Origin of the sequence: Elizabethkingia occulta (genome assembly GCF_002023715.1) — a bacterium.
GTDB classification, from domain to species: domain Bacteria; phylum Bacteroidota; class Bacteroidia; order Flavobacteriales; family Weeksellaceae; genus Elizabethkingia; species Elizabethkingia occulta.
Window position 1 is genome coordinate 232,020 of record NZ_MAHX01000002.1, and the last position, 19,424, is coordinate 251,443.

The window sequence follows — 19,424 nt, forward strand, 5'->3', positions numbered from 1 at the left end:
ATGAATTTTAAATTACAGGCTGCGGGCTACTCGCTGCTCGCACTATCTTTTGCTGTAACTTCATGTCGAAGTACCGATAATAGTATCGAAGAGAATGGAATAAATAAATCTGCTTTCAATGTAAAGATTAACTTAAAAGGGATTGAAAATATTGAAGAGTTACCGGTAATGCAGGCTTCTGCGAATCATAGAGGAATAAATCCCGGAATTGTTCAAAAAGAAATTATTCCTTTCGACGGAGATACTTTTGTAACCGCAACAATTACTTCTAAATCTTCTATACAGACTCAGGCAGCCACTAAATCTCGAGCGGCCACTGTTGTTCCGAAAGAATTAGCAGAGGGTGTAAAATACAGAGTTATTGTATACGACAAAAATGGAGCATATAAAGATTACAAAGAATTTACCTATAAAAAGAACGAGACAGATGGCTTCCTTTTGGATGGTGACGGGAATTATACTTTTGTAGCTTATTCTTTAAATACAAATGCAGGTACACCAAATACAATGGTAGACAAATCGCCTTTAAGTACAGCTAAAATAGCAGGAATTAGCGGGGATCTGATGTATTTCAAAAAGAATATGACCGTAACAGGTAATAAGGATAACACACTTGACATTGTATTAAGACATCAATTCAGTAGAATTACAACGAAGTTAGACGCTAGACAAGTAGGAAATATCTCTGTTGTGAATAATGCAGTTCTTACTCCTGCATTTACTTCTGCCGATTTGAATTTTGCGACAGATGCCATAACTTATAACAATTCAATTACAAGTGGACAAGCGGTTAATTTTCCTTCTCCTCAGAATCAGCCAACAGTAACCAGTGATGAAACTCAGGTTATCGCAAAGACTAATACGGCAGCCCCGGAAGGTATATTAAATATTGGAACGGTAACACTTGATGGTGTATCAAAAAGTCTAAAGGTTGACAAAGTAAATATTACTCCCGGAGTTAAATATAATCTAAATCTTAGATTTGGACCTTGCAGGCAGGATATTAATCCAAAAGAATTTGCTGTAAAGGATGGTGTTGCTCAGGATTTTTCATTCCCTGCAACAGACTTTGGATTCGTATTCGATATTTACTCATTAGACAATTCGTTTAATCTCACAATTAATGGTGTTCAACTTGCTGTTAATGAAATTCAGTTCCAGGTAGGTAATGCAACTTATCCGCAGAATATTAAATTTCAGGATGGATCGGCCTGGCAATATGGAGGTATTCCTCCTATTTATAATATGACCGGAACCAAAGATACTCCTTTGGTAAGAGTCGTGATTGGTAAAGATGGATCGGTCTCTATGTTTGGCAGTAAAGTAAGTAATGGGCCTCTGTTTCCTCTTGTATTAAATGGAAATAGTTTTAATAAAATTACATGGAATACAACAGGATCAAATACTGTCAGAGCTACTCAGCGTGTTGAAGGTGCAACTAATATGTCGGGACAGGGAACCGGAAAAAAAATCATTACCTGTACTCCTTAAAACTGAAATTGTATTTAAATTATATTAAAAACTCCCGGCTTGGAAAAGCCGGGAGTTTTATTTATTGTTTTAGTGGTTAATTATTTAACATTGTCCAGAGACTGCTGCATATCTTCATAACCACCACCATTATATACATTATCAAGTCCCTGAGCTTTGAAGAATTCTGTAGCCTTTCCGGAACGGTTACCGGAGCGACAGAAGAAAATTACATTACCTTCAAGACCTTTTATTTCATCCTGTCTTTCTTCAATTTCTCCTAATGGAATATTGGTAGCCTCATCGATGGCACCATTCATTTCAAGTTCCATAGGTTCGCGTACATCGATAAGATGATAGTTTCCTGCTTTTAATACGTCTTCAATCATGTTATAAGATTTTTTATTGATTAATATTTTGAGTTGTAAAAGAACGCAGGCTCTTCATTTTTACCTGTTCGTTGCTTAATTTTTTATCTGTATTTTTTTTGTACATAGAGCTTTCCCAATCTCCGTACATTGCATTTGGAAGAATGATGAACTTGCTTCCGAATAATTCCGGATGTTCCAGAACTTTTTCAGATGAAGTTTTGCCTTCATTATTATAATAATATATATCCGAAAAATCGCTTAGATTGTCTCCAAAAAACAAAACGATATTGTATTTTTCAGAAAGTTTCTGGCGTCTGCTTTCCTTACTCGATTTATCTGTTTTCAAGATAAGGTGATTATTATCCGCATATGGAAAGCTTTTCTTCTGAAGGTTTTCAAGAGTGGGAACTCTTTCTGCTTCACTTCTATTGGAAACATAAAAAATTTCTACACCATTATTTTTAGTAAAGTTCAGGAAATTTAAAGCTCCGGCAATCGGTTCTGCCTGAGCAAGTCTTGTCCATTTGTTCCAGTCTTCCTGGTTGAAATTCTTTTTGTTTTCAATCTGATAAGCCTGATAAGGAGAGTTGTCCAGTACTGTCTCATCGATATCCAATACAATAGCTCTAGGCTTTTCCGATACCTCTTGTGTAAGGATTTGTGCTAAACGAATTTGTGCTAGCTGATAAGCCTGAATAGTTAAGGCTTTATATTCTCCGGCATTTTGCATCCATGCAGTAGCATTAACTAAATCTTTCGTGTCGTGATCTGCTTTTTGAGCAGAGCAGGAAATAAAAGATAAAATTAAACCTCCTGTAAGCAATATTTTCTTCATAATCTAAAATTTCTTTTTCAAAGCTTTGCAAAATTACGAAAACGTAAAATGACAGAAGTATAATTTTCTCAGTATTTTTGCACCGATGAATCTGGCTGAAAAAAATACAGCAATTATAAAACAGAAAGCAAAAGACTTTGGCTTTCTGGCTTGTGGTATTTCCAAAGCTGAGTTTTTGGAAGATGAAGCGCGTTCTCTGGAAAACTGGCTTACGAGAAATTTGAACGGTGAAATGCGTTACATGGAAAACTATTTTGACAAGCGTCTTGATCCTCGTTTGCTGGTTGAAGGAAGCAAATCCGTAATTTCGTTTTCATACAATTACTTTCCCCGTAAAGTATTGAATACAGATGATAATTTTAAAATTTCCAAATATGCGTATGGAAAAGATTATCATGAAGTAATTAAAGAAATTCTTGGAGAGTTTGTTGCCGAATTGCAAGAAGAGATAGGAGAATTTGGATTCAGAGTTTTTGTAGATTCTGCACCGGTACTAGAAAGAGCCTGGGCAAAAAAATCCGGAATTGGATGGGTCGGAAAAAATGCAAATCTTATTACAAAAGGAGAGGGATCCTTTTATTTTCTGGCAGAGATTATATGTGAGCTGGAATTAGTTCCGGATATTCAGGTAACAGATCACTGTGGAAAATGCCGAAAATGCATTGAAGCCTGTCCTACAGATGCTATATTGGATAATCAGATCATAGACGGAAGCAAATGTATTTCTTATGCAACCATAGAATTGAAGGAAGATATTCCTGAGCATTTTCATGGGAAAATGCAGAACTGGATGTTCGGGTGCGATATCTGCCAGGATGTTTGCCCCTGGAATAGATTCTCAAAACCACATCAACAGCCTCTTTTTGACCCGAATGAATCGCTGCAGAACTTTTCCAAAAAAGAGTGGAAAGAACTTACACAGGAAGTTTTTTCTGAAATTTTCAGGAAATCTCCTGTGAAACGAACAAAATATGCAGGCCTAAAAAGAAACATTGACTTTCTGTCGGATAAAAATCCTTAGAAAATCAATGCTTTTTCTGTTGTACTCTTTTAGGTGCAGTTTTTACTCTGAATTTGAATCTTTTTACTGATTTACCTTTCTTAATCATATTCAGTTGTGGATTTTGGTTTTTCTAATTTACAAAAATTAGTTTAAGAATCTGCATATTGTAAACAATATTTAACAAAAATCCGGTACAAATTTTTGCACCGGATTTTCTTTATTCTCTAAAGGATAATTTATTTAAAATCAGTATCTTTAGCTGTATTAAAGGTATACGACTTGATATTGGTTACTAAATCTTGCCCCATCATGCTTTGAGAAAGAGTATGGGGTAATTTTACACCATTTACATCTTTATAATTGCTATAAACAGTTGGAATAGTCATTTCCTGTCCATTCATCTTTTGTGTCTTGGTTTCTCCGGTTTTTAATCCACTGTTTACACTGTAATAATAGATATTCTTTCCGTCTTTAATGACATAAGAATCTTCGCCGCCAATTTTTTCTATACCAGATACTTTTAGCTCTGGTTTTTTAGCAAAATCTAATTCTTCAAATAGCGAAGTATTTTTTAGCAGTGCTGTTTTTATATCTTCAGGAAGAGGTGTCTTATTTCCCATCATCATCATATAACCATCTTTTCCGTCAAATACCATTTTCTGAGCAGTATTTCCCATAGCACTTATCTCTTGCAATAGTTTGCCACCAAGAGCCTTCTGGCTTTTAATGATAAGCTCCATCCCTTGCATAGTAGCAGAACCTTCAGAAGAGATAGAAGTTAGTTTTGCTATAGCCGTTTTTCCACCTATGGCATTGATGTATTTATCAGCAATACTGGCAACAGATACACTGGCATCTACTTTTTTAGCAGCAGGCTTCTCTGTTTTATTAGCATCCTTATCATAATAATTTACAGGGTAACCTAATTTCTCTAATCCTTCAGAAATATCAGCCGCTTTTCCGGCGATGAATATTCTGCTCTGATTTGGTAAAATATTAACTTTTGCAGCATTCTGAGCATCAGCTACCGTTACATTATCAATAGATTTAAGATAATTGGTATAAAAATCTTTCGGTAAGTTTTGGATAGCTGAGTTAACTGCGAAATTAGCAATGGTCTCAGGTCTCTCCATAGAACGGATAAAATCTCCTTTTAACTTTGCTTTTGCATTGGCAAGTTCTTCAGATTTTATAGTTGAGATTCCATTTAATTCATTAATAAATTCTTTAACAGCTTTATCAGTTACATCATTTCTTACACTTGCACCAGCCGAAAAAGAAGGAGAATACTTGGAAGTATCAAATGAGGAATAAGCTCCATAGGTGAAACCATTTTTCTCACGAAGATTCATGAAAAGACGAGCTTCTCCACCACCGCCCAGAATATAATTAGCAAGTGTAGCTGCAAAATATTGAGGATCCTTCATTTTTAGTGTTGTGATATTCTGTACTGAGACAACAGATTGTACAGCACTTGGAACATTGATAACATCAACTTCTGTTTTTGCGACGTTCTTTGCTGGCTCTACATTTGGTACGGTGAAACTGGATTTTTTCCAGTTACCAAAACTCTTTTCAATAAGCTTTTTGGCCTCAGTATATTTAATATCTCCAACTACAACAAGATATGCATTGTTTGGTGTAAAATATTTGTTGTAAGCATCCTGAACATCTTTTAGTTGTATGGCCTTAATGCTTTCTTCTGTTTGAAATTCTCCTCTTGCTGTATTTTTTCCATATGTAACTGCATTGGAAATTTTAGAAGAAAGAAACTGAGCATTTTTTTCATTATTTTTCAGACTCTCGAGAGATCTTTCTTTGGATTTCTGAATTTCTTCTTCAGAAAATTTAGGATTAATTGCGGCATCAGCCATTAGACCCAAAACTTCAGGGAAATATTTAGATAAAGAATTGGCATAAGCGCTTCCTGAACCAAAATTTACTGTAGCCCCAAGGAAATCAACACGTTTGTTAAAATCGTCTTTAGACATTGTTGTCGTACCATTGCCTAACTGACTCGCCATGATACTATTAACTCCAACTACCTTGCCTTCGTATACAGGAGGTCTGTCCATTCTGAGGGTTACATTCACCTTTGGAAGTTTATGATTTTCTACTATAAGAACAGTAAGACCATTACTTAGTTTAAAGGATTGTGGAGAAGTAATATTAATACTTGGCGTAGGCCCTGGTTTAGGCATAGCGTTAAGATCTATATTCTGTGCTGTCATCATTCCTGAAATAAGAAAGCTAGCAGCGATATATGTAATATGTCTTTTCATGTGTTTATTTTTTTTCAGGAATGTAATTAATGATAACTCTTTGGTTAGGATTCAGATATTTTTTTGCGGCATTTTGCAAATCTTCTCTTGTGATAGATCTGTAAATTTCTATTTCTTTGTTAATTAGGTTAGTGTTGCCTAGCAATACATGATTTGTAGCTAAAGAACTTGCAATGCCCTGAATACTTGAGTTTTGATTTACAGATTGAGTTTCAAATCTATTCTGAAGTTTCTGATAATCTTCCTGAGAAATTAATGCTGTCTGCAATTTTTTAATTTCTGCATCTATTTCTGTTTGCAGTGCCTGCTTCGATGTTTGCCCCATGGGGATCGCAAAGAAAGAAAATACTCCGGCATCTTCAAGTCCGTCTGAAATTGAAGCAATTTCAAGCGCCTTTTTTTCCTGGTCTACTAACTTTTTATAAAGAACAGACGATTTACCTCCACTTAAATAAGCCGAAAGCATATTGAGTACATATGCGTCTCTTTCTTTATTAGATAATGTTCTGTAAGCAAAAACATATGCAGGAAGCTGTATATTGGCGTCAGTTGTTGTAACTTCTTTTTCTTTGACAATTGGTTCATCTTTCGGGAAGTTCTTAGGACTAACGGCTCCTTTTGGAATGCTACCATAATATTCCTGTATCCATTTTTTAGTCTGTGCAGGTTTAATATCTCCGGCAACAACTAAAGTAGCATTGTTTGGAACGTAGTATTTTTTATAGAATGCCTGAAATTCATCTAGTTTAGCGGAATTTAAATCTTCCATAGAACCAATAACAGATCCTCCATATGGGTGTTTATCAAAAAGATGTGGATATATAGATGTACGATAAATAATTCCTCCATATGGAGCATTATCTATTCTCATTCTTTTCTCTTCTTTCACAACCTCTCTTTGTGTGTCTACACCTATCTGATTAATTATTGCACTGCGCATTCTTTCCGCTTCCATCCAAAGCCCTAACTGTTCGTTATTAGAAGGGAATGTTTCATAATAGTAGGTTCTGTCCTGTGTAGTATTGGCATTATTCGTTCCACCGTTGGAGGAAACAATTTTGAACCAATCTCCTCTTTTAATATTTGGAGTACCTTCAAATAATAAATGTTCAAAGAAATGAGCGAAACCTGTTCTCCCTTTTACTTCATCCTTAGAACCAACATGATACATAACTCCCGTAGTAACAACTGGCGCAGAGTTATCCTGATGCAGAATTACATGCAAACCATTTGGGAGATCGTACTCCTCAAATTTAATTTCCTGAGCACTCATCAGCGCTCCTAAAAAGGCTAATGAAGCAAATGATAATATTCCTTTTTTCATATTTAATTAGATAATTGTTTACAATTAGTAGTTAAAAATTCTTTTTTGTTACATTTTAATATAAAAAAATGCTGTTGACAAACTGTTGTCACAACCCCCTATTAACTTTGATACAGAAATAAAATTTAATCTTAAACAATATGGAAACTACACAAATTTCAAAACAGGAAACATTTATCGGTAAAGAAGATTTGCTTAACCACTGGTTAGGACACAGAAATCTTACAAGAAGAGTAATTGAAAAATTTCCGGAAAAAGAATTATTTGAATTCTCGGTGGAAGGTATGCGTCCTTTTTCTGATATGGTAAAAGAACTCCTTTCTATTGCTACGCCAGGGCTTAGCGGCATTGTAAAGAGAGCTGAAGAACCATTTAGTCATGATATGAATATGACTACAAAAGCTGAATTATTAGCACAATGGGATAAAGAAACTCCAAAAATTATTGATTTATACAATCAGATTCCTGCGGAAGACTTCTCTAAACCGTTTAATCTTTTTGGAGAGTACAATTTCCCTATAAAAGATAATATCCTGTATTTTATAGATAACGAAGTTCACCACAGAGCTCAGGGATATGTTTATTTAAGAGCATTAGGAATTGAACCTCCTTTTTTCTGGGAAAGATAAACACCTTAACAAAAAATTAAACTCCGGTTATTGGCCGGAGTTTTTTATTCTTTCTAACTGGGTTTCCAGTAAGTTTTGTACATCTTTTTTTAGAGATTCAGGTTTTACGATGGTAAGGCGATCCCCAAACATCAGCAGCCATCGGGGAAATCCATTATCCATATCCCTTATTGAAAATACCATTTCAGTTTCCTGTCCCAAATCTTTTTCGGAGACAAAGCCATAATAATGGCGGTCCCATTTCATGTAGCCGGCAAAAGAATTATGTACCCTTATAATGGCTTCGGTACCCTTATGTTCATTTTTCTTATCCGGCAGAAGTTGTTTCAGATGTGGATGCTTTTTAGAAAAGCCTATTTCCATTATCTGAATTCCTGATACTCTGTCGGTACGGAACTGTCGGTAATCATTACGCAGGAGGCAGTATGCTTGTATATACCAATGTCCTTGCTCATAGAATAATCCTACTGGCTCTATTATCCTTTCCTGGCATTTGCTGTCCTGCACACCTTTGTAATCTATTTTTACCTGCTTTTGCTGTGCAATAGCATTAAACAGCGTTTCCATTGTATGGTCAGGGGCCTTTTGTGTTGAAGTCGTGTATTCGGGTCTCTGAATAATAATCTGGTTTTCCAGAGTTGAAAGTAAATCTTTTTCAGACATCCTCAATACAGATTTTATCTTGTAAGTTGCTGAAAGAAAATTCTGTTTCAGACCCTCATCAATAAATCTATCCATTAATTTTTCCGCTGCAATAAAGCTTAGAGCCTCTTCCTGGGAAAACATTACCGGAGGAAGTTTGTATCCTTCCATTAGCTCATATCCGGTTCCGGCTTCACTATAAATAGGAATTCCAGCCTGTTCAAGACTTTTTATGTCTCTGTAAATTGTTCTTAGGCTTACCTCAAAACGATCCGCTAAATCCTGCGCACGCACTGTGCGTCTGGACTGCAGATGAATGAAAATGGCCATAATACGGTCAAATCTTTTAACAATATCTGATGACATAATAGTTTTTTAGTGAATAAGGCCTGCAATAATATTAATAGTTAATGCTACAACAAAAGTATTGAGTGCAAAAGAAAGTAGCCCGTGAAACAAAGCTACACGGCGGATTTCTTTGGATGAAATTTCGACATCAGAAACCTGAAACGTACATCCCATAACAAAAGAAAAGTAAGCAAAATCCAGATAATCGGGTTTTTCGCCTCCCGGGTAGTCTAAACCTTTTCCTCCTTTTGTTTTGTAATACAAATGTGCATAATGAAAGATATATAATGTGTGTACCAGTGCCCATGAAGAGATCATACTGCCAATAGCGATAAGAACCATAAACCACTGGCTTATATTTTTATCACTAAAGCCCATTACCATAAGGAGTACCGTAAATAGACAGGCAAAGGATGCAAGTATAACGAACAGGAAAACAAATGCTTTGCTGCCATCTTCTATACTGGCTTTTCTTATTATTTCAGTAACGCTCATCGTATATATTGTAGTCCAGCATATGATGATGTAGGTTATAGCAAAACCCAGCCATGTAATTAGTATCCGTGGAAGTACAGGAAGTCCGGAAGGTACAATAATGAAAATAAGGACTGAAACAATAATAGCAAGCATCACCCGATGGATCGGGCGCATTTTTTTTATAATATTTAATATTGAGCTCATGACTGGCTTTCAGGTTGTTTATTTTTAAATCAGTTCTCCGACATGCTTTTTAATGTTTACAGCCATTTTCTCAATCGGTAAATCGTCTGCATCTGTACCAAATGGATCTTCTATAGCCTCAGCAATAAGCTCTAAAGAAGCCAGAATATAGAAAATAAAAGGAACAACTAAAGTTACAAAGTATCCCATAGAAAAGACAAAACCAAAAGGCAGCGTAATAACATAAAGAACGATAAATTTCTTGATGAATGAGCTGTAAGAATAGGGGATAGGTGTATTTTTTATACGCTCACATGCACCACATATATTGGTGAGATCTGTAATGTCCTGATTGATATTGATAAACTGTGCATCGCTTATAACCTTGTCTTTATACAACTGATTAACGTTATTGTATATAAGATTTGCAACCTGATTAGGTCCATGTTTGGAGTTAAAGTTAAGCTCCGGATGCTGGATATCATCAAGCATAAAAGTCGAATAATCGGAACGTAAAAAAGAAAATAAAGCTTGTGGGTAAAGTGCAATAGCCTTTCTGTAGAAATTCCTGTTCTTAGTATCCTCTTTGGGTAGATAAGCATTGAGCTTTATAGCCAGATTTCTGGATGTATTGGTTAGAGCTCCCCATTGTTTTCTGGCTTCCCACCAACGATCGTATGCCGAATTGGTACGGAAAACAAGTAATAAAGACAAAACGAATCCCAGAAGGCTGTGAACTGTGGTAATATTTTTCACCCAGCTTTTGTCAGAAAGCTTAAGACTCTCCAGCTCCCAATAAGCAATTCCCCAGGAGATAATACCCATGAAAATAATATAAGGAACAAGTTTTCTGAAGGTATCGGTTTTATGGATGAATACTACAGCCTTAAACCATTCTTTTGTATTATAAATAGTCATACACAAAAATATAATTTTTCCGATTCTTTTCCGATTTTTTAAACTGCATTCTTAGTATGAATAAATCTTAATAGACTTAATCTATATCAATTTGGTAGATATTGCTACGAAAGGTCGTAAATTTGCGCCTTCAAAAAACGAACAGAAATATTAAGGTGATGAAAAAGGGATTATTAGCACTTGCTTTTGGTGGTTTATCCATCGGGATGACGGAATTTACAATGATGGGTATTTTACCAGATATTGCTAAAGATATAGGTGTGAATATACCTGTAGCGGCACATCTTATTGCATTGTATGCATTAGGAGTATTCGTTGGAGCACCTGTTCTGGTTTTATTTACCAGTAAATTTCCACCGAAAAAAGTACTTATTTTACTGATGTTGATGTTTTTTGTATTCAATGGTCTTTTTGCTATTGCTCCAAATCACTGGAGTATGCAGATTACCCGTTTTATGTCCGGATTACCACACGGAGCCTTCTTTGGTGTAGGATCTGTGGTTGCCGCTAAAATGGCACCTAAAGGTAAGGAAGCTCAATATATTTCCATTATGTTTACAGGAATGACAATCGCAAACCTCTTGGGAGTTCCTTTAGGTACATTTCTTGGGCATCATTATTCCTGGAGGCTTACCTATGGAATTATTTGTTTTCTGGGATTAGGAACTGCTTTATCAATTTTCTTTTGGTTGCCTAATATAGCTTCAGGTAATTCTGAAAATATTTTCTCACAACTTTCTTATTTTAAAAGACCGGAAGCCTGGTTACTGATTGTTTTAATCTCTGTAGGAACAGGTGGTCTCTTTGCATGGATCAGTTATATAGCACCATTAGTTACAAACGTTTCGGGAATAGCGGCAGGAAAAGTTCCTTTTATTATGATTCTAGTAGGATTGGGGATGTGTTTTGGTAATTTATTGGGGGGAAAGCTTGCAGATTCTATTTCACCAACCAAAGCAGCGATGATTTGTTTCTCCTCTATGGCTGTTTGTCTTGTAGTAGTATATTTTACTTCCCCAATAGAATGGACAGCTTACCCAATGGCATTTATTACAGGATTAATATCATTTACCATAGGAGCTCCTATACAGATAATGCTGATACGTACTGCTGAAGGAGCAGAAACTCTGGCAGCAGCAGCGGGACAGGCAAGTTTTAATATGGGAAATACATTAGGTGCATATTTAGGTGGTATTCCAATTACTTTAGGATTTGCTTATAATACTCCGGTACTTGTAGGTTCAGGAATGGCGATAATGGGAGTAATGCTAACATATGCATTTTATAAAACAATTGTTCTGAAAAAATACAAACACCTTACCCGTTAATATTCAGATACACGATATAACAATATAAATAAGCCCTACAGAAGTTTTTTTCTGTAGGGCTCATTTTATATTTTAAGAAAAATCTTTTGTTGAAGATATACTATAGTCTGAAAACTATAGCTGAATTTTCTTTCCTTGTTCCGGGAAAATTAACTGAACTTTTAGCAGATTATTTTCTGTAAGTTCCTTTTTGATAGTCTCAATTCGGTTACCTCCTGGCTTTAGGTGGGTGATAATAATTTTTAAGTCTTTCAAGTCTTTTTGCTGAGCAGTTTTAGCCAAAATAGAAAGCTCCTCATTTAAAAGTTTTGGTGTAAGGTGCCCGAAAAGAGCATTTTCAGCACGCTCATTTTCAAAAGAAACCTCAATAAGAATAGCCTTTAGCTTTTTGTTTTTTACCAGTGGTGCAATATTTTGCCAAAGGTTTTGCAGTGCATTGCTTTTTTCCACTCTGTCAGCACCCGTATCTCCCAAATAAAGAACACCTTCCTGTTGTGCATTGGAAACCAGAATTGCAGAACTCTTATATGGATTTACGTGGCTTAGCGGAAAAATGCGACCAGTGAAATTAGTCCCTTCAATAGAAAAAGGAGCATTTGTATCCATTTTTCTATAAGTATATTTGCCTAGAGTGGGTTTGTCCCCCTCATTTGCAAAATTGATCCAGGCATCATTCGTAAAATACCTGTTTTTTAGTATTTCGGCAGTTTCTGGAATAGAATAGATATTTTTCTTACTGTCATCCGGAGAATTGATTACCATACCGGATAAATGATCAAGATGCCCATGGGAAATAAAATAACCCTTGATATAATCTTTCAGTACAGTTTCATTGCTTACGGAAAATACACCTTTTTCTATAGCTTTATCTATACCAGCTCTTACTGTCCCTGCATCCATGCACAAAAATGAATTTTTTCCGGATTCACCGATGAGATAAGAACTTAAATTATTTTCTTCTCCACCGCCATGTACACCTAAAGGAATAAGATCAAATGATTGAGCATTTGAAAATATTTGTGAACATAAAAACAGGCTAAGTAATATTTTTTTCATGGGTTTATTTTACAGGATTTTGTTCTTTTTTTATCGTTCTCTGGAAGTAAATATAGCCTAAAAGAAGACATGCAAAAACACTAAAGAAAGTAATGGAAGTATTTTTTAACTGTTGCGGAGTACTTCTGGCAGTTTCAAAAATGTAAATGATTACCGGCCACAGGAAAAAAGAGATAAATCTTAATAGAGGTTTTTGTCTTATCCACTGATATATATTCAAAAATATAGGAATAATAGAAATGCACATAATTGCAATTCCTTTATAGATAGCACTCTGATACTGATCGAACAAATTACCATAAAGTTTTTTCTCATTTCCGATATTTGCATAAAGTAATATTCCGGCCAGAATAAAGCTGCCTATACAGATAGAAAGGTATAATGTTATAATTTTCTTTACCATGTTTATAATTTCCGGACAAAGATAATCATCTTTTACGGTTTGCCGAAGAAGAACCTGTTGCGGCTTATTTTAGATAATTTTAAATCACGGATTATGGAAAAATATAATGTAAATGAATATTTCCATAGAAAGTTTCCATCGAATAAAGATAAAAAACATGTGTAACGAATATAAAAAGTGCTACATTTGATATAGTTAACCAACAAATACAAAATATATGAAGAGAATCATTTTGCCTTTGGCTGTTTTCGCTCTTGTAGTTTCATGTAATAAAAAGACAGAAACAAAAACTACTACATCAACAGATTCACTTACTACCAAAACGGAATCTGGCACTACAACTTCAACTACAACTACAGAAGTTAAGGCAGAAGTTCCGAAATTTTCTAATGAAGATGTGAACAAAGGATTAGCAGAATATCAGCAATTACTTACTGATTATAAAACAGCTATCGCAAATAAAGATCAGGCTAAACTAACAGAATTAGCAACCAAGTTCCAAACATGGAGCCAGGGAGCTGCTGCTTGGGCTTCAAAATTAAAGCCAGAGGAGCAAAAACAATTTAGTGATTATCTGATGAAAGCCAGCAAAGAGTGGACAGATGCTGCTCAGAATGCTGCTAAATAGATAATCGAAACTTCACAGAACGTTAAACCAAATAAAAAAGCTTCTCACTAAAACGAGAAGCTTTTATTTTATTCAGAATATTTTCTTACTGGGCTTTTGTAAATTCTACATTAGCAATAAGCTTAACTTCGTCAGAAACGACTAAGCCACCAGCTTCAGTAGTCTGGCTCCAAGAAAGTCCGAAATCTTTTCTGTTGATTTTTCCTGAAATTTCGAAACCTGCTCTTACAAATCCGAAAGGATCATTGATTACACCACCAAAGTCAGCATCTAATACAACTGGCTTACTAATACCTTTAATTTCTAAATCTCCGGCAATCTTACCATTTTCTATACCAGTAGTGCTCGTGAATTTAATTTCCGGATATTGATTAGCAGCAAAGAAATCGTCACTTTTCAGGTGATTATCTCTGTCTTTGTTTTTTGTGTTGATAGAGTTTACGTCTGCAGAGAAATTAATCTTTGCATGGCTAAAATCATCATTTTCAGCTTCGATAGCCGCATCGAAAATCTGTAATTCGCCACTCACAGTAGAGATTACCATGTGTTTTACTTTAAATTGTACTTCAGAATGTGAAGGGTCTAAGTTCCATTTAGTTGCCATAATTTCTTAAATTTTAGTGATTAAATATTTTATTAAAGTTTGTTTTATCCTATCTGAAAGGAAAGCATTCCTATCGAGCCATAAATTAACTGATCGTTAAATAATTTTATGCTATCATTATTTTCTCTTAATGCATAAGCATAGAGAGAGGGTATATAATGTTCGGGTGTTGGTACAGAAAGCTGATTTGCAGAACTGATAGTCTGAAATTTCAGTAATTCTTCCTGTTTGTCCTGCAATATATAATTCTTGAAAGTATTGTTTGCTTCTATTGCCCAGTCGTAACCAGTTTCCGGATCGCGCCAGTTCATCATCCGAAGGTTATGGACTATATTGCCACTCCCTACAATTAAGACTCCTTTGTGCCTCAGATATTGTAATTCTTTTGCAAGTTCATAATGTTCTCTGGGAGATTTGTGAACATCTATACTGAATTCAATTACCGGAACATCAGCATTCGGATACAGAAATTTTATAACACTCCATGCTCCGTGATCCAGTCCCCACATTTTGTCCAATCCTATCGTTGCAGAATCTATTACATCTGACAGTTCAGTTGCCAGTTCCGGGCTTCCGGGAGCAGGGTACTGAACAGCAAAAAGTTCTGGAGGGAATCCATAAAAATCGTGTATGGTTTTTGGATTGGGTACAGCTGTTACTTTGGTGCCAGATGTTTCCCAGTGAGCAGAAATACATATAATAGCAGTTGGTTTTGGAATTGACTGACCAATTTTTCTCCAACCATTCACAAAATCATTTTCTTCAATGGCATTCATAGGGCTTCCATGTCCCAGAAATAGGACCGGCATTTTTTCAGTATTGGGAAGTCCGTTGGTGAATGATTTTAAATGATTAAGTTCCATTGTATTTGTCTCATTTGATAAAGCAAAAGTACAACGGAACTGATAACGTGTTCATTGATGTATGATAACTTCTACGCTATAGGTAATCCATTAGTAGCTTTTTGCTCTGGTTGTAATAATGTAATGACCTGATTAGAGCCTACAATGCCCAGTACAAGGCATTCACTGAAAAAATTGGCTATCTGTTTTTTAGGAAAGTTTACAACAGCTATAATCTGTTGTCCTACTAGTGTGTCTGTATTGTAAAGATCGGTGATCTGGGCAGAGGATCTTTTTATTCCCAGTTCCCCGAAATCTATTTCCAGCTGATAGGCTGGTTTTCTGGCCTTCTCAAAAACTGCTGCAGAAATAATTGTTCCCACCCGTATATCAATCTTCTCAAAATCCGACCAGGTAATCTCAGGTTTAATGTTCATTATTTTTTGTTTGTATTTAATGTTTCGTCTGTAAAATGTTCTCTGTGTTTGGGTTTGTTAAACATATTCTGATTGTAATTGGCAGAAGTATTTCTTGGAATAGAAAGACTTTCCCAGTTCTGATTGCATATCATTTTGCCGATAAAAACAATTTGACCTACATGATAAGGGTAGTGGGCAAGCTGTCTGTTGATGGCTTCTAAAACAGTGTGTCCCTGATTTCTGATATAGATAATTTTTTCTAAATCTTCGACAGTAAGCGATTCCAGGGTCGTTTGGAAAACATTCCAGCCTTTTTCCCAGAATTCAATAAGTTCGTTTTTGGTATGGAAATCATTTTCAAATTCGGTATCACGATTTCTCCATTCCTTTTCCCCGTCTGTGGTGAATATATCTGTCCATCTGGAAAGCATATTGCCTGCCAAATGTTTAGCAATTATAGCAATACTGTTGCTCTCTTCATTGTATTGCCAGAATAGTTGTTCTTCAGTAAGTTGTGCAAAAGTTTTTTCTGCCAGAGCTTTGTAATAAGAAAATTGTTTTTTTACACTTTGTAAATAACCTTCATTGCTCATCTTGGTAAGAATTAATCTATTAAAGATAAGAAATAACTTCTATTCAACAATGGTGCGAAAGGTTAAGTTTACTCTTTCCTTAAAGAATTTTTTAGTTGGCGGAAGCCTGTGCAGCCAGAAGTCCTGAGTTTGGTCTTTCATCACAAGAAGGCTGCCGTGTTCCAATATAAGTTCTACTTTTTCCTGTGTCTTTTTATGTTTAAAAGCAAATTTCCTTTCTGCTCCAAAGCTCATAGAACCTATGGCTCCATGTTTTTTTAAATCTTTTTCACCATCACTATGCCATGCCATACCTTCTTCTCCGGAATGGTAAAGGTTCAGCAGGCACGAGTTATAGGTTTCACCGGTAGTTTCTTCGGCTATTTTTTTTAGAATCAAAAGATTTTCTGTCCATGGAAGTGCCGTTTTGGTAGCATTGGAATAGGTATATTCAAAAGGTATGTCTCCGTACCATGCAACTTTTCTTTTTGTCAGAATTTTTTTTCCGAAAATTATAGCTTCATCATTCCGCCATTCAACTTCGGATAATAACAGATGATAATAATGATCGGCCTCTTCTTTAGAAAATATTTTTCCGTAATAATTAACTGTTCCGTCCTTTGGAAGTAAGTTTAGAGTGTTGTCTGTTTCGCGTTCAAATAGTTCCATTTTTCCACTTGCTGTATTGTTCTTTCATGCAATGCCCACATGGGCGGTATGCGTTCTCAATAGCTTCATTTTCTGAAGAGAAGAAAACTCTGTTCTCTCTTTTCATCCGTTTTCCGGATTTACAGGATAGAGTACCATATATTTTGAGTCTGGCATTCCCTCCAAACTCAACTTCTCTTTTTTTAATTTTACTTATAAGCTCTCTGTCAGAAATTTCAGTATGTTTTATCATGCTAAGTTAGCGCATCGTGAAATATAATACCTAATGTATATCTGTTACCGCTTTTTACTTCGCTTACGCCATGTTTCATGTTGACTCTGTAATAGCCTTTTGCACCTTTTTCGGGTTTGAAATTAGTAGTGAAAATCAGTAAATCTCCTTTGCTAGGATTTAGAACAATAGCTTTTGACTGTGCTCTCGGTATCTGCTGGGTAAGCACAAATTCTCCACCAGTGAAATCTTTTCCGAGTTGATTAAGCATTAAAACAGCCTGTATAGGAAAATAGATATCACCATAAAGATCCTGATGCAGGGTATTGAAGCCTCCTTTAGTATATTTTAGAATTAGCGGAGTAGCCTTTTTCTGTTCATTTGTATGACATTCATCTAACAGTACGTTATGACTTAGAGAAAACTGCTTGTCTATCTGTAAAGCTCTAAACCAGGTATTGGCAATTGGAGCCAGATGTGGATAGACATGAGTTCGTATATTCTGAATAATGTCGGGCAGGGGGTAGTCATAGTATTTATATTCGCCTAATCCGAATCTGTAACGTTTCATTATTACTCTTTTCCTGTATAGACCGGCTTTTTCATAATCGGCTTTTAAACGCTCACATTCTTCATCTTCAAGTAAACCTGGAATAACAGCATAGCCGTTCTGATGCATGTTTTCTGTTATTTCTGCCCAATCTATATCCTTTATCTTTTGGATAAGTGTTGTCATGATTCAGGAACTAAAAATCAGCATTTACTCTTGCCTGCTCCCAACCAATAATAGCCGTTTTGCGTGTAGGTCCCCACATATAGCCCCCGATTTTTCCGGTAGACTGAATTACTCTGTGACAAGGGATAAGAAATGCTACAGGATTGCTTCCGATAGCAGTTCCTACAGCTCTGGAAGCTTTTGGATTATTGATTTGTTCTGCAAGGTATCCATAAGTTGTTAACTCACCCAAAGGTATTTTAAGAAGAGCTTCCCATACTTTTAGCTGGAAATCTGTTCCTTTCAGGTGCAGTTTTATTTTATTGATCTGCTGCCAGTCTTTGCTGAAAATTGATAAAGCATTTTCCTGAAGAATATCTCTTTTCTCCTGTAGTGAAGCATTTGGGAATTGCTTTTTCAGTTGCTGGATAGCTTCTGTTTTATTTTCATAGAAAGCCATAGCACAAATACCTTTAGTAGTAGAAGCTATAAAAACAGAACCAAAAGCGCTATCGAAAAAGCTATAATTAATGTGTAAGCTTTCGCCTCCATTTTTATATTCAAAAGGGGTCATTCCCTCTATATTAATAAAAAGGTCATGCAGTCTTCCCGTTCCGGAAAGCCCTGTTTCATAAGCTGCATCAGCTAATGTTGCGTTTTGTTTTAGCAGATCTTTAGCATGCTGGAGGCTAATATACTGGAGGAATTTTTTTGGAGAAGTACCAGCCCAGTCACTGAAAATTCTCTGAAAATGATAGGGGCTTACATGTACATTCTCTGCAATGTCTTCCAGACTTGGCTGTTCTCTGAAGTGTTGCTGGATATATTCTATAGCTTCCGCAACACGCTGAAAGTTAATATCGGATTGTGGTTTCATCTCTGTTATATTTGAAACAAATTTCTGATAAGCTGTACTATAATAAAACCCGAATCTTGCTTAGTTTTGTAATAAAGGGAGATATCTTTCTCTGATGATATTAAAATGATGAATCTGGTGACCAACCATTGTAAAGCCCATTGCCAGAACGGACATTTCTGTATTATAGTTATTGCCGGAATGCTGTATTGTTTCATCGTCAAAACCTTCAAACATTGCCTTGCTGGCCATACGGACACTTTTTAATTCTTTTAACAAACTTTCCAGTGTGCGGTGATTGACTTTAGCATTATCAGCAAAAAGATTTTCATCGAATCCTTGGGGTGTAACACCGTCCTGACGTGCAAAGCGTGTAGTCCTTTCTGTAAAAATTCTTTCAGTATCTATAACATGTTGTATAATTTGTTTAATAGTCCACTTTTCAGGGGCATAGACATTATCTCCCAGTTGAAGTAACTGCTCTATATCTATCTGATCAATTTGCTGAATACTCTGATCGAAAGCATCCAGAATTTCAATGTCATCTACCAGATTGATATAACGGTCATAATACCCGGGCATTTTTGTGATATTGGATTTTTTCATATATCAGGATTTTAGATACAATATTAGGAGATT

The 19,424-nt window shown here is 35.7% G+C and carries 23 protein-coding genes; 5 read left to right on the forward strand and 18 right to left on the reverse strand.

What is annotated here, in order from left to right; genetic code table 11:
* Entirely contained in the window at positions 1-1,491 is a 1,491-nt protein-coding gene (locus tag BAZ10_RS01070; RefSeq protein ID WP_078770446.1) for a hypothetical protein, read from the forward strand.
* 80 nt (positions 1,492-1,571) lie between these two features.
* Here BAZ10_RS01070 and BAZ10_RS01075 read toward each other — a convergent pair whose 3' ends face one another.
* Together BAZ10_RS01075 and BAZ10_RS01080 are read right to left on the reverse strand one after the other, a co-directional pair.
* Entirely contained in the window at positions 1,572-1,859 is a 288-nt protein-coding gene (locus BAZ10_RS01075; protein WP_078770447.1) for a rhodanese-like domain-containing protein, read from the reverse strand.
* Between the two features lie 13 nt (positions 1,860-1,872).
* Positions 1,873-2,676: a 5'-nucleotidase, lipoprotein e(P4) family gene (locus BAZ10_RS01080; RefSeq protein WP_078770448.1), complete on the reverse strand. Its 804-nt coding sequence runs from the start codon at positions 2,674-2,676 to the stop codon at positions 1,873-1,875.
* A gap of 85 nt (positions 2,677-2,761) precedes the next feature.
* Here BAZ10_RS01080 and queG point away from each other — a divergent pair, with 85 nt between their 5' ends.
* Positions 2,762-3,697 (forward strand): tRNA epoxyqueuosine(34) reductase QueG, encoded by a 936-nt coding sequence (gene queG, locus BAZ10_RS01085; RefSeq protein WP_078770449.1) that lies wholly within the window; start codon positions 2,762-2,764, stop codon positions 3,695-3,697.
* Positions 3,698-3,915: 218 nt separating this feature from the next.
* Here the strand turns inward: queG and BAZ10_RS01090 are convergent, their stop codons facing one another.
* Both BAZ10_RS01090 and BAZ10_RS01095 read right to left on the reverse strand, forming a co-directional pair.
* The gene (locus BAZ10_RS01090; RefSeq protein WP_078770450.1) at positions 3,916-5,961 is read right to left on the reverse strand and encodes a M16 family metallopeptidase; all 2,046 of its coding nucleotides are present in this window, start codon (positions 5,959-5,961) and stop codon (positions 3,916-3,918) included.
* A 4-nt stretch (positions 5,962-5,965) separates the two neighbouring features.
* Positions 5,966-7,285 (reverse strand): M16 family metallopeptidase, encoded by a 1,320-nt coding sequence (locus BAZ10_RS01095; protein ID WP_078770451.1) that lies wholly within the window; start codon positions 7,283-7,285, stop codon positions 5,966-5,968.
* A gap of 140 nt (positions 7,286-7,425) precedes the next feature.
* Between BAZ10_RS01095 and BAZ10_RS01100 the strand changes: the two genes are divergently transcribed.
* On the forward strand, positions 7,426-7,914 hold the full coding sequence (locus BAZ10_RS01100; protein ID WP_059324066.1) for a DinB family protein: 489 nt from the start codon (positions 7,426-7,428) through the stop codon (positions 7,912-7,914).
* 27 nt (positions 7,915-7,941) lie between these two features.
* Here BAZ10_RS01100 and BAZ10_RS01105 read toward each other — a convergent pair whose 3' ends face one another.
* From BAZ10_RS01105 to BAZ10_RS01115, 3 genes are read right to left on the reverse strand one after another with little or no spacing between them, the layout of a single operon-like run.
* On the reverse strand, positions 7,942-8,922 hold the full coding sequence (locus BAZ10_RS01105) for a helix-turn-helix transcriptional regulator (protein WP_078770452.1): 981 nt from the start codon (positions 8,920-8,922) through the stop codon (positions 7,942-7,944).
* A 9-nt stretch (positions 8,923-8,931) separates the two neighbouring features.
* The gene (locus BAZ10_RS01110; protein WP_236709582.1) at positions 8,932-9,585 is read right to left on the reverse strand and encodes a DUF1345 domain-containing protein; all 654 of its coding nucleotides are present in this window, start codon (positions 9,583-9,585) and stop codon (positions 8,932-8,934) included.
* Positions 9,586-9,609: 24 nt separating this feature from the next.
* On the reverse strand, positions 9,610-10,482 hold the full coding sequence (locus BAZ10_RS01115) for a bestrophin family protein (RefSeq protein WP_078770453.1): 873 nt from the start codon (positions 10,480-10,482) through the stop codon (positions 9,610-9,612).
* A 158-nt stretch (positions 10,483-10,640) separates the two neighbouring features.
* Here BAZ10_RS01115 and BAZ10_RS01120 point away from each other — a divergent pair, with 158 nt between their 5' ends.
* Entirely contained in the window at positions 10,641-11,810 is a 1,170-nt protein-coding gene (locus BAZ10_RS01120; RefSeq protein ID WP_078770454.1) for an MFS transporter, read from the forward strand.
* A gap of 114 nt (positions 11,811-11,924) precedes the next feature.
* Here the strand turns inward: BAZ10_RS01120 and BAZ10_RS01125 are convergent, their stop codons facing one another.
* Both BAZ10_RS01125 and BAZ10_RS01130 read right to left on the reverse strand, forming a co-directional pair.
* Positions 11,925-12,866 (reverse strand): MBL fold metallo-hydrolase, encoded by a 942-nt coding sequence (locus BAZ10_RS01125; RefSeq protein WP_078770455.1) that lies wholly within the window; start codon positions 12,864-12,866, stop codon positions 11,925-11,927.
* 4 nt (positions 12,867-12,870) lie between these two features.
* Positions 12,871-13,269: a hypothetical protein gene (locus tag BAZ10_RS01130; RefSeq protein WP_078770456.1), complete on the reverse strand. Its 399-nt coding sequence runs from the start codon at positions 13,267-13,269 to the stop codon at positions 12,871-12,873.
* A gap of 217 nt (positions 13,270-13,486) precedes the next feature.
* Here BAZ10_RS01130 and BAZ10_RS01135 point away from each other — a divergent pair, with 217 nt between their 5' ends.
* The gene (locus BAZ10_RS01135) at positions 13,487-13,897 is read left to right on the forward strand and encodes a hypothetical protein (RefSeq protein WP_078770457.1); all 411 of its coding nucleotides are present in this window, start codon (positions 13,487-13,489) and stop codon (positions 13,895-13,897) included.
* 85 nt (positions 13,898-13,982) lie between these two features.
* On the opposite strand, the gene BAZ10_RS01140 is transcribed toward BAZ10_RS01135, so the two are convergent.
* From BAZ10_RS01140 to BAZ10_RS01180, 9 genes are all read right to left on the reverse strand, one after another.
* Positions 13,983-14,501: a YceI family protein gene (locus BAZ10_RS01140; protein WP_078770458.1), complete on the reverse strand. Its 519-nt coding sequence runs from the start codon at positions 14,499-14,501 to the stop codon at positions 13,983-13,985.
* Positions 14,502-14,545: 44 nt separating this feature from the next.
* Positions 14,546-15,364: a 4,5-DOPA-extradiol-dioxygenase gene (ygiD, locus tag BAZ10_RS01145; protein ID WP_078770459.1), complete on the reverse strand. Its 819-nt coding sequence runs from the start codon at positions 15,362-15,364 to the stop codon at positions 14,546-14,548.
* Positions 15,365-15,435: 71 nt separating this feature from the next.
* Positions 15,436-15,780: a tRNA-binding protein gene (locus BAZ10_RS01150; RefSeq protein WP_078770460.1), complete on the reverse strand. Its 345-nt coding sequence runs from the start codon at positions 15,778-15,780 to the stop codon at positions 15,436-15,438.
* The gene (locus tag BAZ10_RS01155) at positions 15,780-16,355 is read right to left on the reverse strand and encodes a DUF1572 family protein (protein ID WP_078770461.1); all 576 of its coding nucleotides are present in this window, start codon (positions 16,353-16,355) and stop codon (positions 15,780-15,782) included. The genes BAZ10_RS01150 and BAZ10_RS01155 overlap by 1 nt, the downstream gene beginning before the upstream one ends.
* Before the next feature lie 39 nt (positions 16,356-16,394).
* A complete protein-coding gene (locus BAZ10_RS01160; RefSeq protein ID WP_078770462.1) occupies positions 16,395-17,003 on the reverse strand; it encodes an alpha-ketoglutarate-dependent dioxygenase AlkB family protein in 609 nt (202 codons plus the stop codon).
* Entirely contained in the window at positions 16,990-17,235 is a 246-nt protein-coding gene (locus BAZ10_RS01165; RefSeq protein ID WP_078770463.1) for an Ada metal-binding domain-containing protein, read from the reverse strand. The genes BAZ10_RS01160 and BAZ10_RS01165 overlap by 14 nt, the downstream gene beginning before the upstream one ends.
* Position 17,236: 1 nt before the next feature.
* Entirely contained in the window at positions 17,237-17,950 is a 714-nt protein-coding gene (locus BAZ10_RS01170) for a 2OG-Fe(II) oxygenase (protein WP_078770464.1), read from the reverse strand.
* Between the two features lie 10 nt (positions 17,951-17,960).
* Entirely contained in the window at positions 17,961-18,806 is an 846-nt protein-coding gene (locus BAZ10_RS01175) for a methylated-DNA--[protein]-cysteine S-methyltransferase (protein ID WP_078404604.1), read from the reverse strand.
* A gap of 60 nt (positions 18,807-18,866) precedes the next feature.
* Positions 18,867-19,391, reverse strand: coding sequence for a DinB family protein (locus BAZ10_RS01180; RefSeq protein WP_078770465.1), 525 nt, complete (start codon positions 19,389-19,391; stop codon positions 18,867-18,869).
* Positions 19,392-19,424 lie beyond the last annotated feature (33 nt).

What these genes read in the sequence shown, in the direction of transcription:
- BAZ10_RS01070 (WP_078770446.1), top strand. Translation starts at nt 1, where the DNA reads ATGAATTTTAAATTACAGGCTGCGGGCTACTCGCTGCTCGCACTATCT.
- BAZ10_RS01075 (WP_078770447.1), bottom strand. Translation starts at nt 1,859, where the DNA reads ATGATTGAAGACGTATTAAAAGCAGGAAACTATCATCTTATCGATGTA.
- BAZ10_RS01080 (WP_078770448.1), bottom strand. Translation starts at nt 2,676, where the DNA reads ATGAAGAAAATATTGCTTACAGGAGGTTTAATTTTATCTTTTATTTCC.
- queG (WP_078770449.1), top strand. Translation starts at nt 2,762, where the DNA reads ATGAATCTGGCTGAAAAAAATACAGCAATTATAAAACAGAAAGCAAAA.
- BAZ10_RS01090 (WP_078770450.1), bottom strand. Translation starts at nt 5,961, where the DNA reads ATGAAAAGACATATTACATATATCGCTGCTAGCTTTCTTATTTCAGGA.
- BAZ10_RS01095 (WP_078770451.1), bottom strand. Translation starts at nt 7,285, where the DNA reads ATGAAAAAAGGAATATTATCATTTGCTTCATTAGCCTTTTTAGGAGCG.
- BAZ10_RS01100 (WP_059324066.1), top strand. Translation starts at nt 7,426, where the DNA reads ATGGAAACTACACAAATTTCAAAACAGGAAACATTTATCGGTAAAGAA.
- BAZ10_RS01105 (WP_078770452.1), bottom strand. Translation starts at nt 8,922, where the DNA reads ATGTCATCAGATATTGTTAAAAGATTTGACCGTATTATGGCCATTTTC.
- BAZ10_RS01110 (WP_236709582.1), bottom strand. Translation starts at nt 9,585, where the DNA reads ATGAGCTCAATATTAAATATTATAAAAAAAATGCGCCCGATCCATCGG.
- BAZ10_RS01115 (WP_078770453.1), bottom strand. Translation starts at nt 10,482, where the DNA reads ATGACTATTTATAATACAAAAGAATGGTTTAAGGCTGTAGTATTCATC.
- BAZ10_RS01120 (WP_078770454.1), top strand. Translation starts at nt 10,641, where the DNA reads ATGAAAAAGGGATTATTAGCACTTGCTTTTGGTGGTTTATCCATCGGG.
- BAZ10_RS01125 (WP_078770455.1), bottom strand. Translation starts at nt 12,866, where the DNA reads ATGAAAAAAATATTACTTAGCCTGTTTTTATGTTCACAAATATTTTCA.
- BAZ10_RS01130 (WP_078770456.1), bottom strand. Translation starts at nt 13,269, where the DNA reads ATGGTAAAGAAAATTATAACATTATACCTTTCTATCTGTATAGGCAGC.
- BAZ10_RS01135 (WP_078770457.1), top strand. Translation starts at nt 13,487, where the DNA reads ATGAAGAGAATCATTTTGCCTTTGGCTGTTTTCGCTCTTGTAGTTTCA.
- BAZ10_RS01140 (WP_078770458.1), bottom strand. Translation starts at nt 14,501, where the DNA reads ATGGCAACTAAATGGAACTTAGACCCTTCACATTCTGAAGTACAATTT.
- ygiD (WP_078770459.1), bottom strand. Translation starts at nt 15,364, where the DNA reads ATGGAACTTAATCATTTAAAATCATTCACCAACGGACTTCCCAATACT.
- BAZ10_RS01150 (WP_078770460.1), bottom strand. Translation starts at nt 15,780, where the DNA reads ATGAACATTAAACCTGAGATTACCTGGTCGGATTTTGAGAAGATTGAT.
- BAZ10_RS01155 (WP_078770461.1), bottom strand. Translation starts at nt 16,355, where the DNA reads ATGAGCAATGAAGGTTATTTACAAAGTGTAAAAAAACAATTTTCTTAT.
- BAZ10_RS01160 (WP_078770462.1), bottom strand. Translation starts at nt 17,003, where the DNA reads ATGGAACTATTTGAACGCGAAACAGACAACACTCTAAACTTACTTCCA.
- BAZ10_RS01165 (WP_078770463.1), bottom strand. Translation starts at nt 17,235, where the DNA reads ATGATAAAACATACTGAAATTTCTGACAGAGAGCTTATAAGTAAAATT.
- BAZ10_RS01170 (WP_078770464.1), bottom strand. Translation starts at nt 17,950, where the DNA reads ATGACAACACTTATCCAAAAGATAAAGGATATAGATTGGGCAGAAATA.
- BAZ10_RS01175 (WP_078404604.1), bottom strand. Translation starts at nt 18,806, where the DNA reads ATGAAACCACAATCCGATATTAACTTTCAGCGTGTTGCGGAAGCTATA.
- BAZ10_RS01180 (WP_078770465.1), bottom strand. Translation starts at nt 19,391, where the DNA reads ATGAAAAAATCCAATATCACAAAAATGCCCGGGTATTATGACCGTTAT.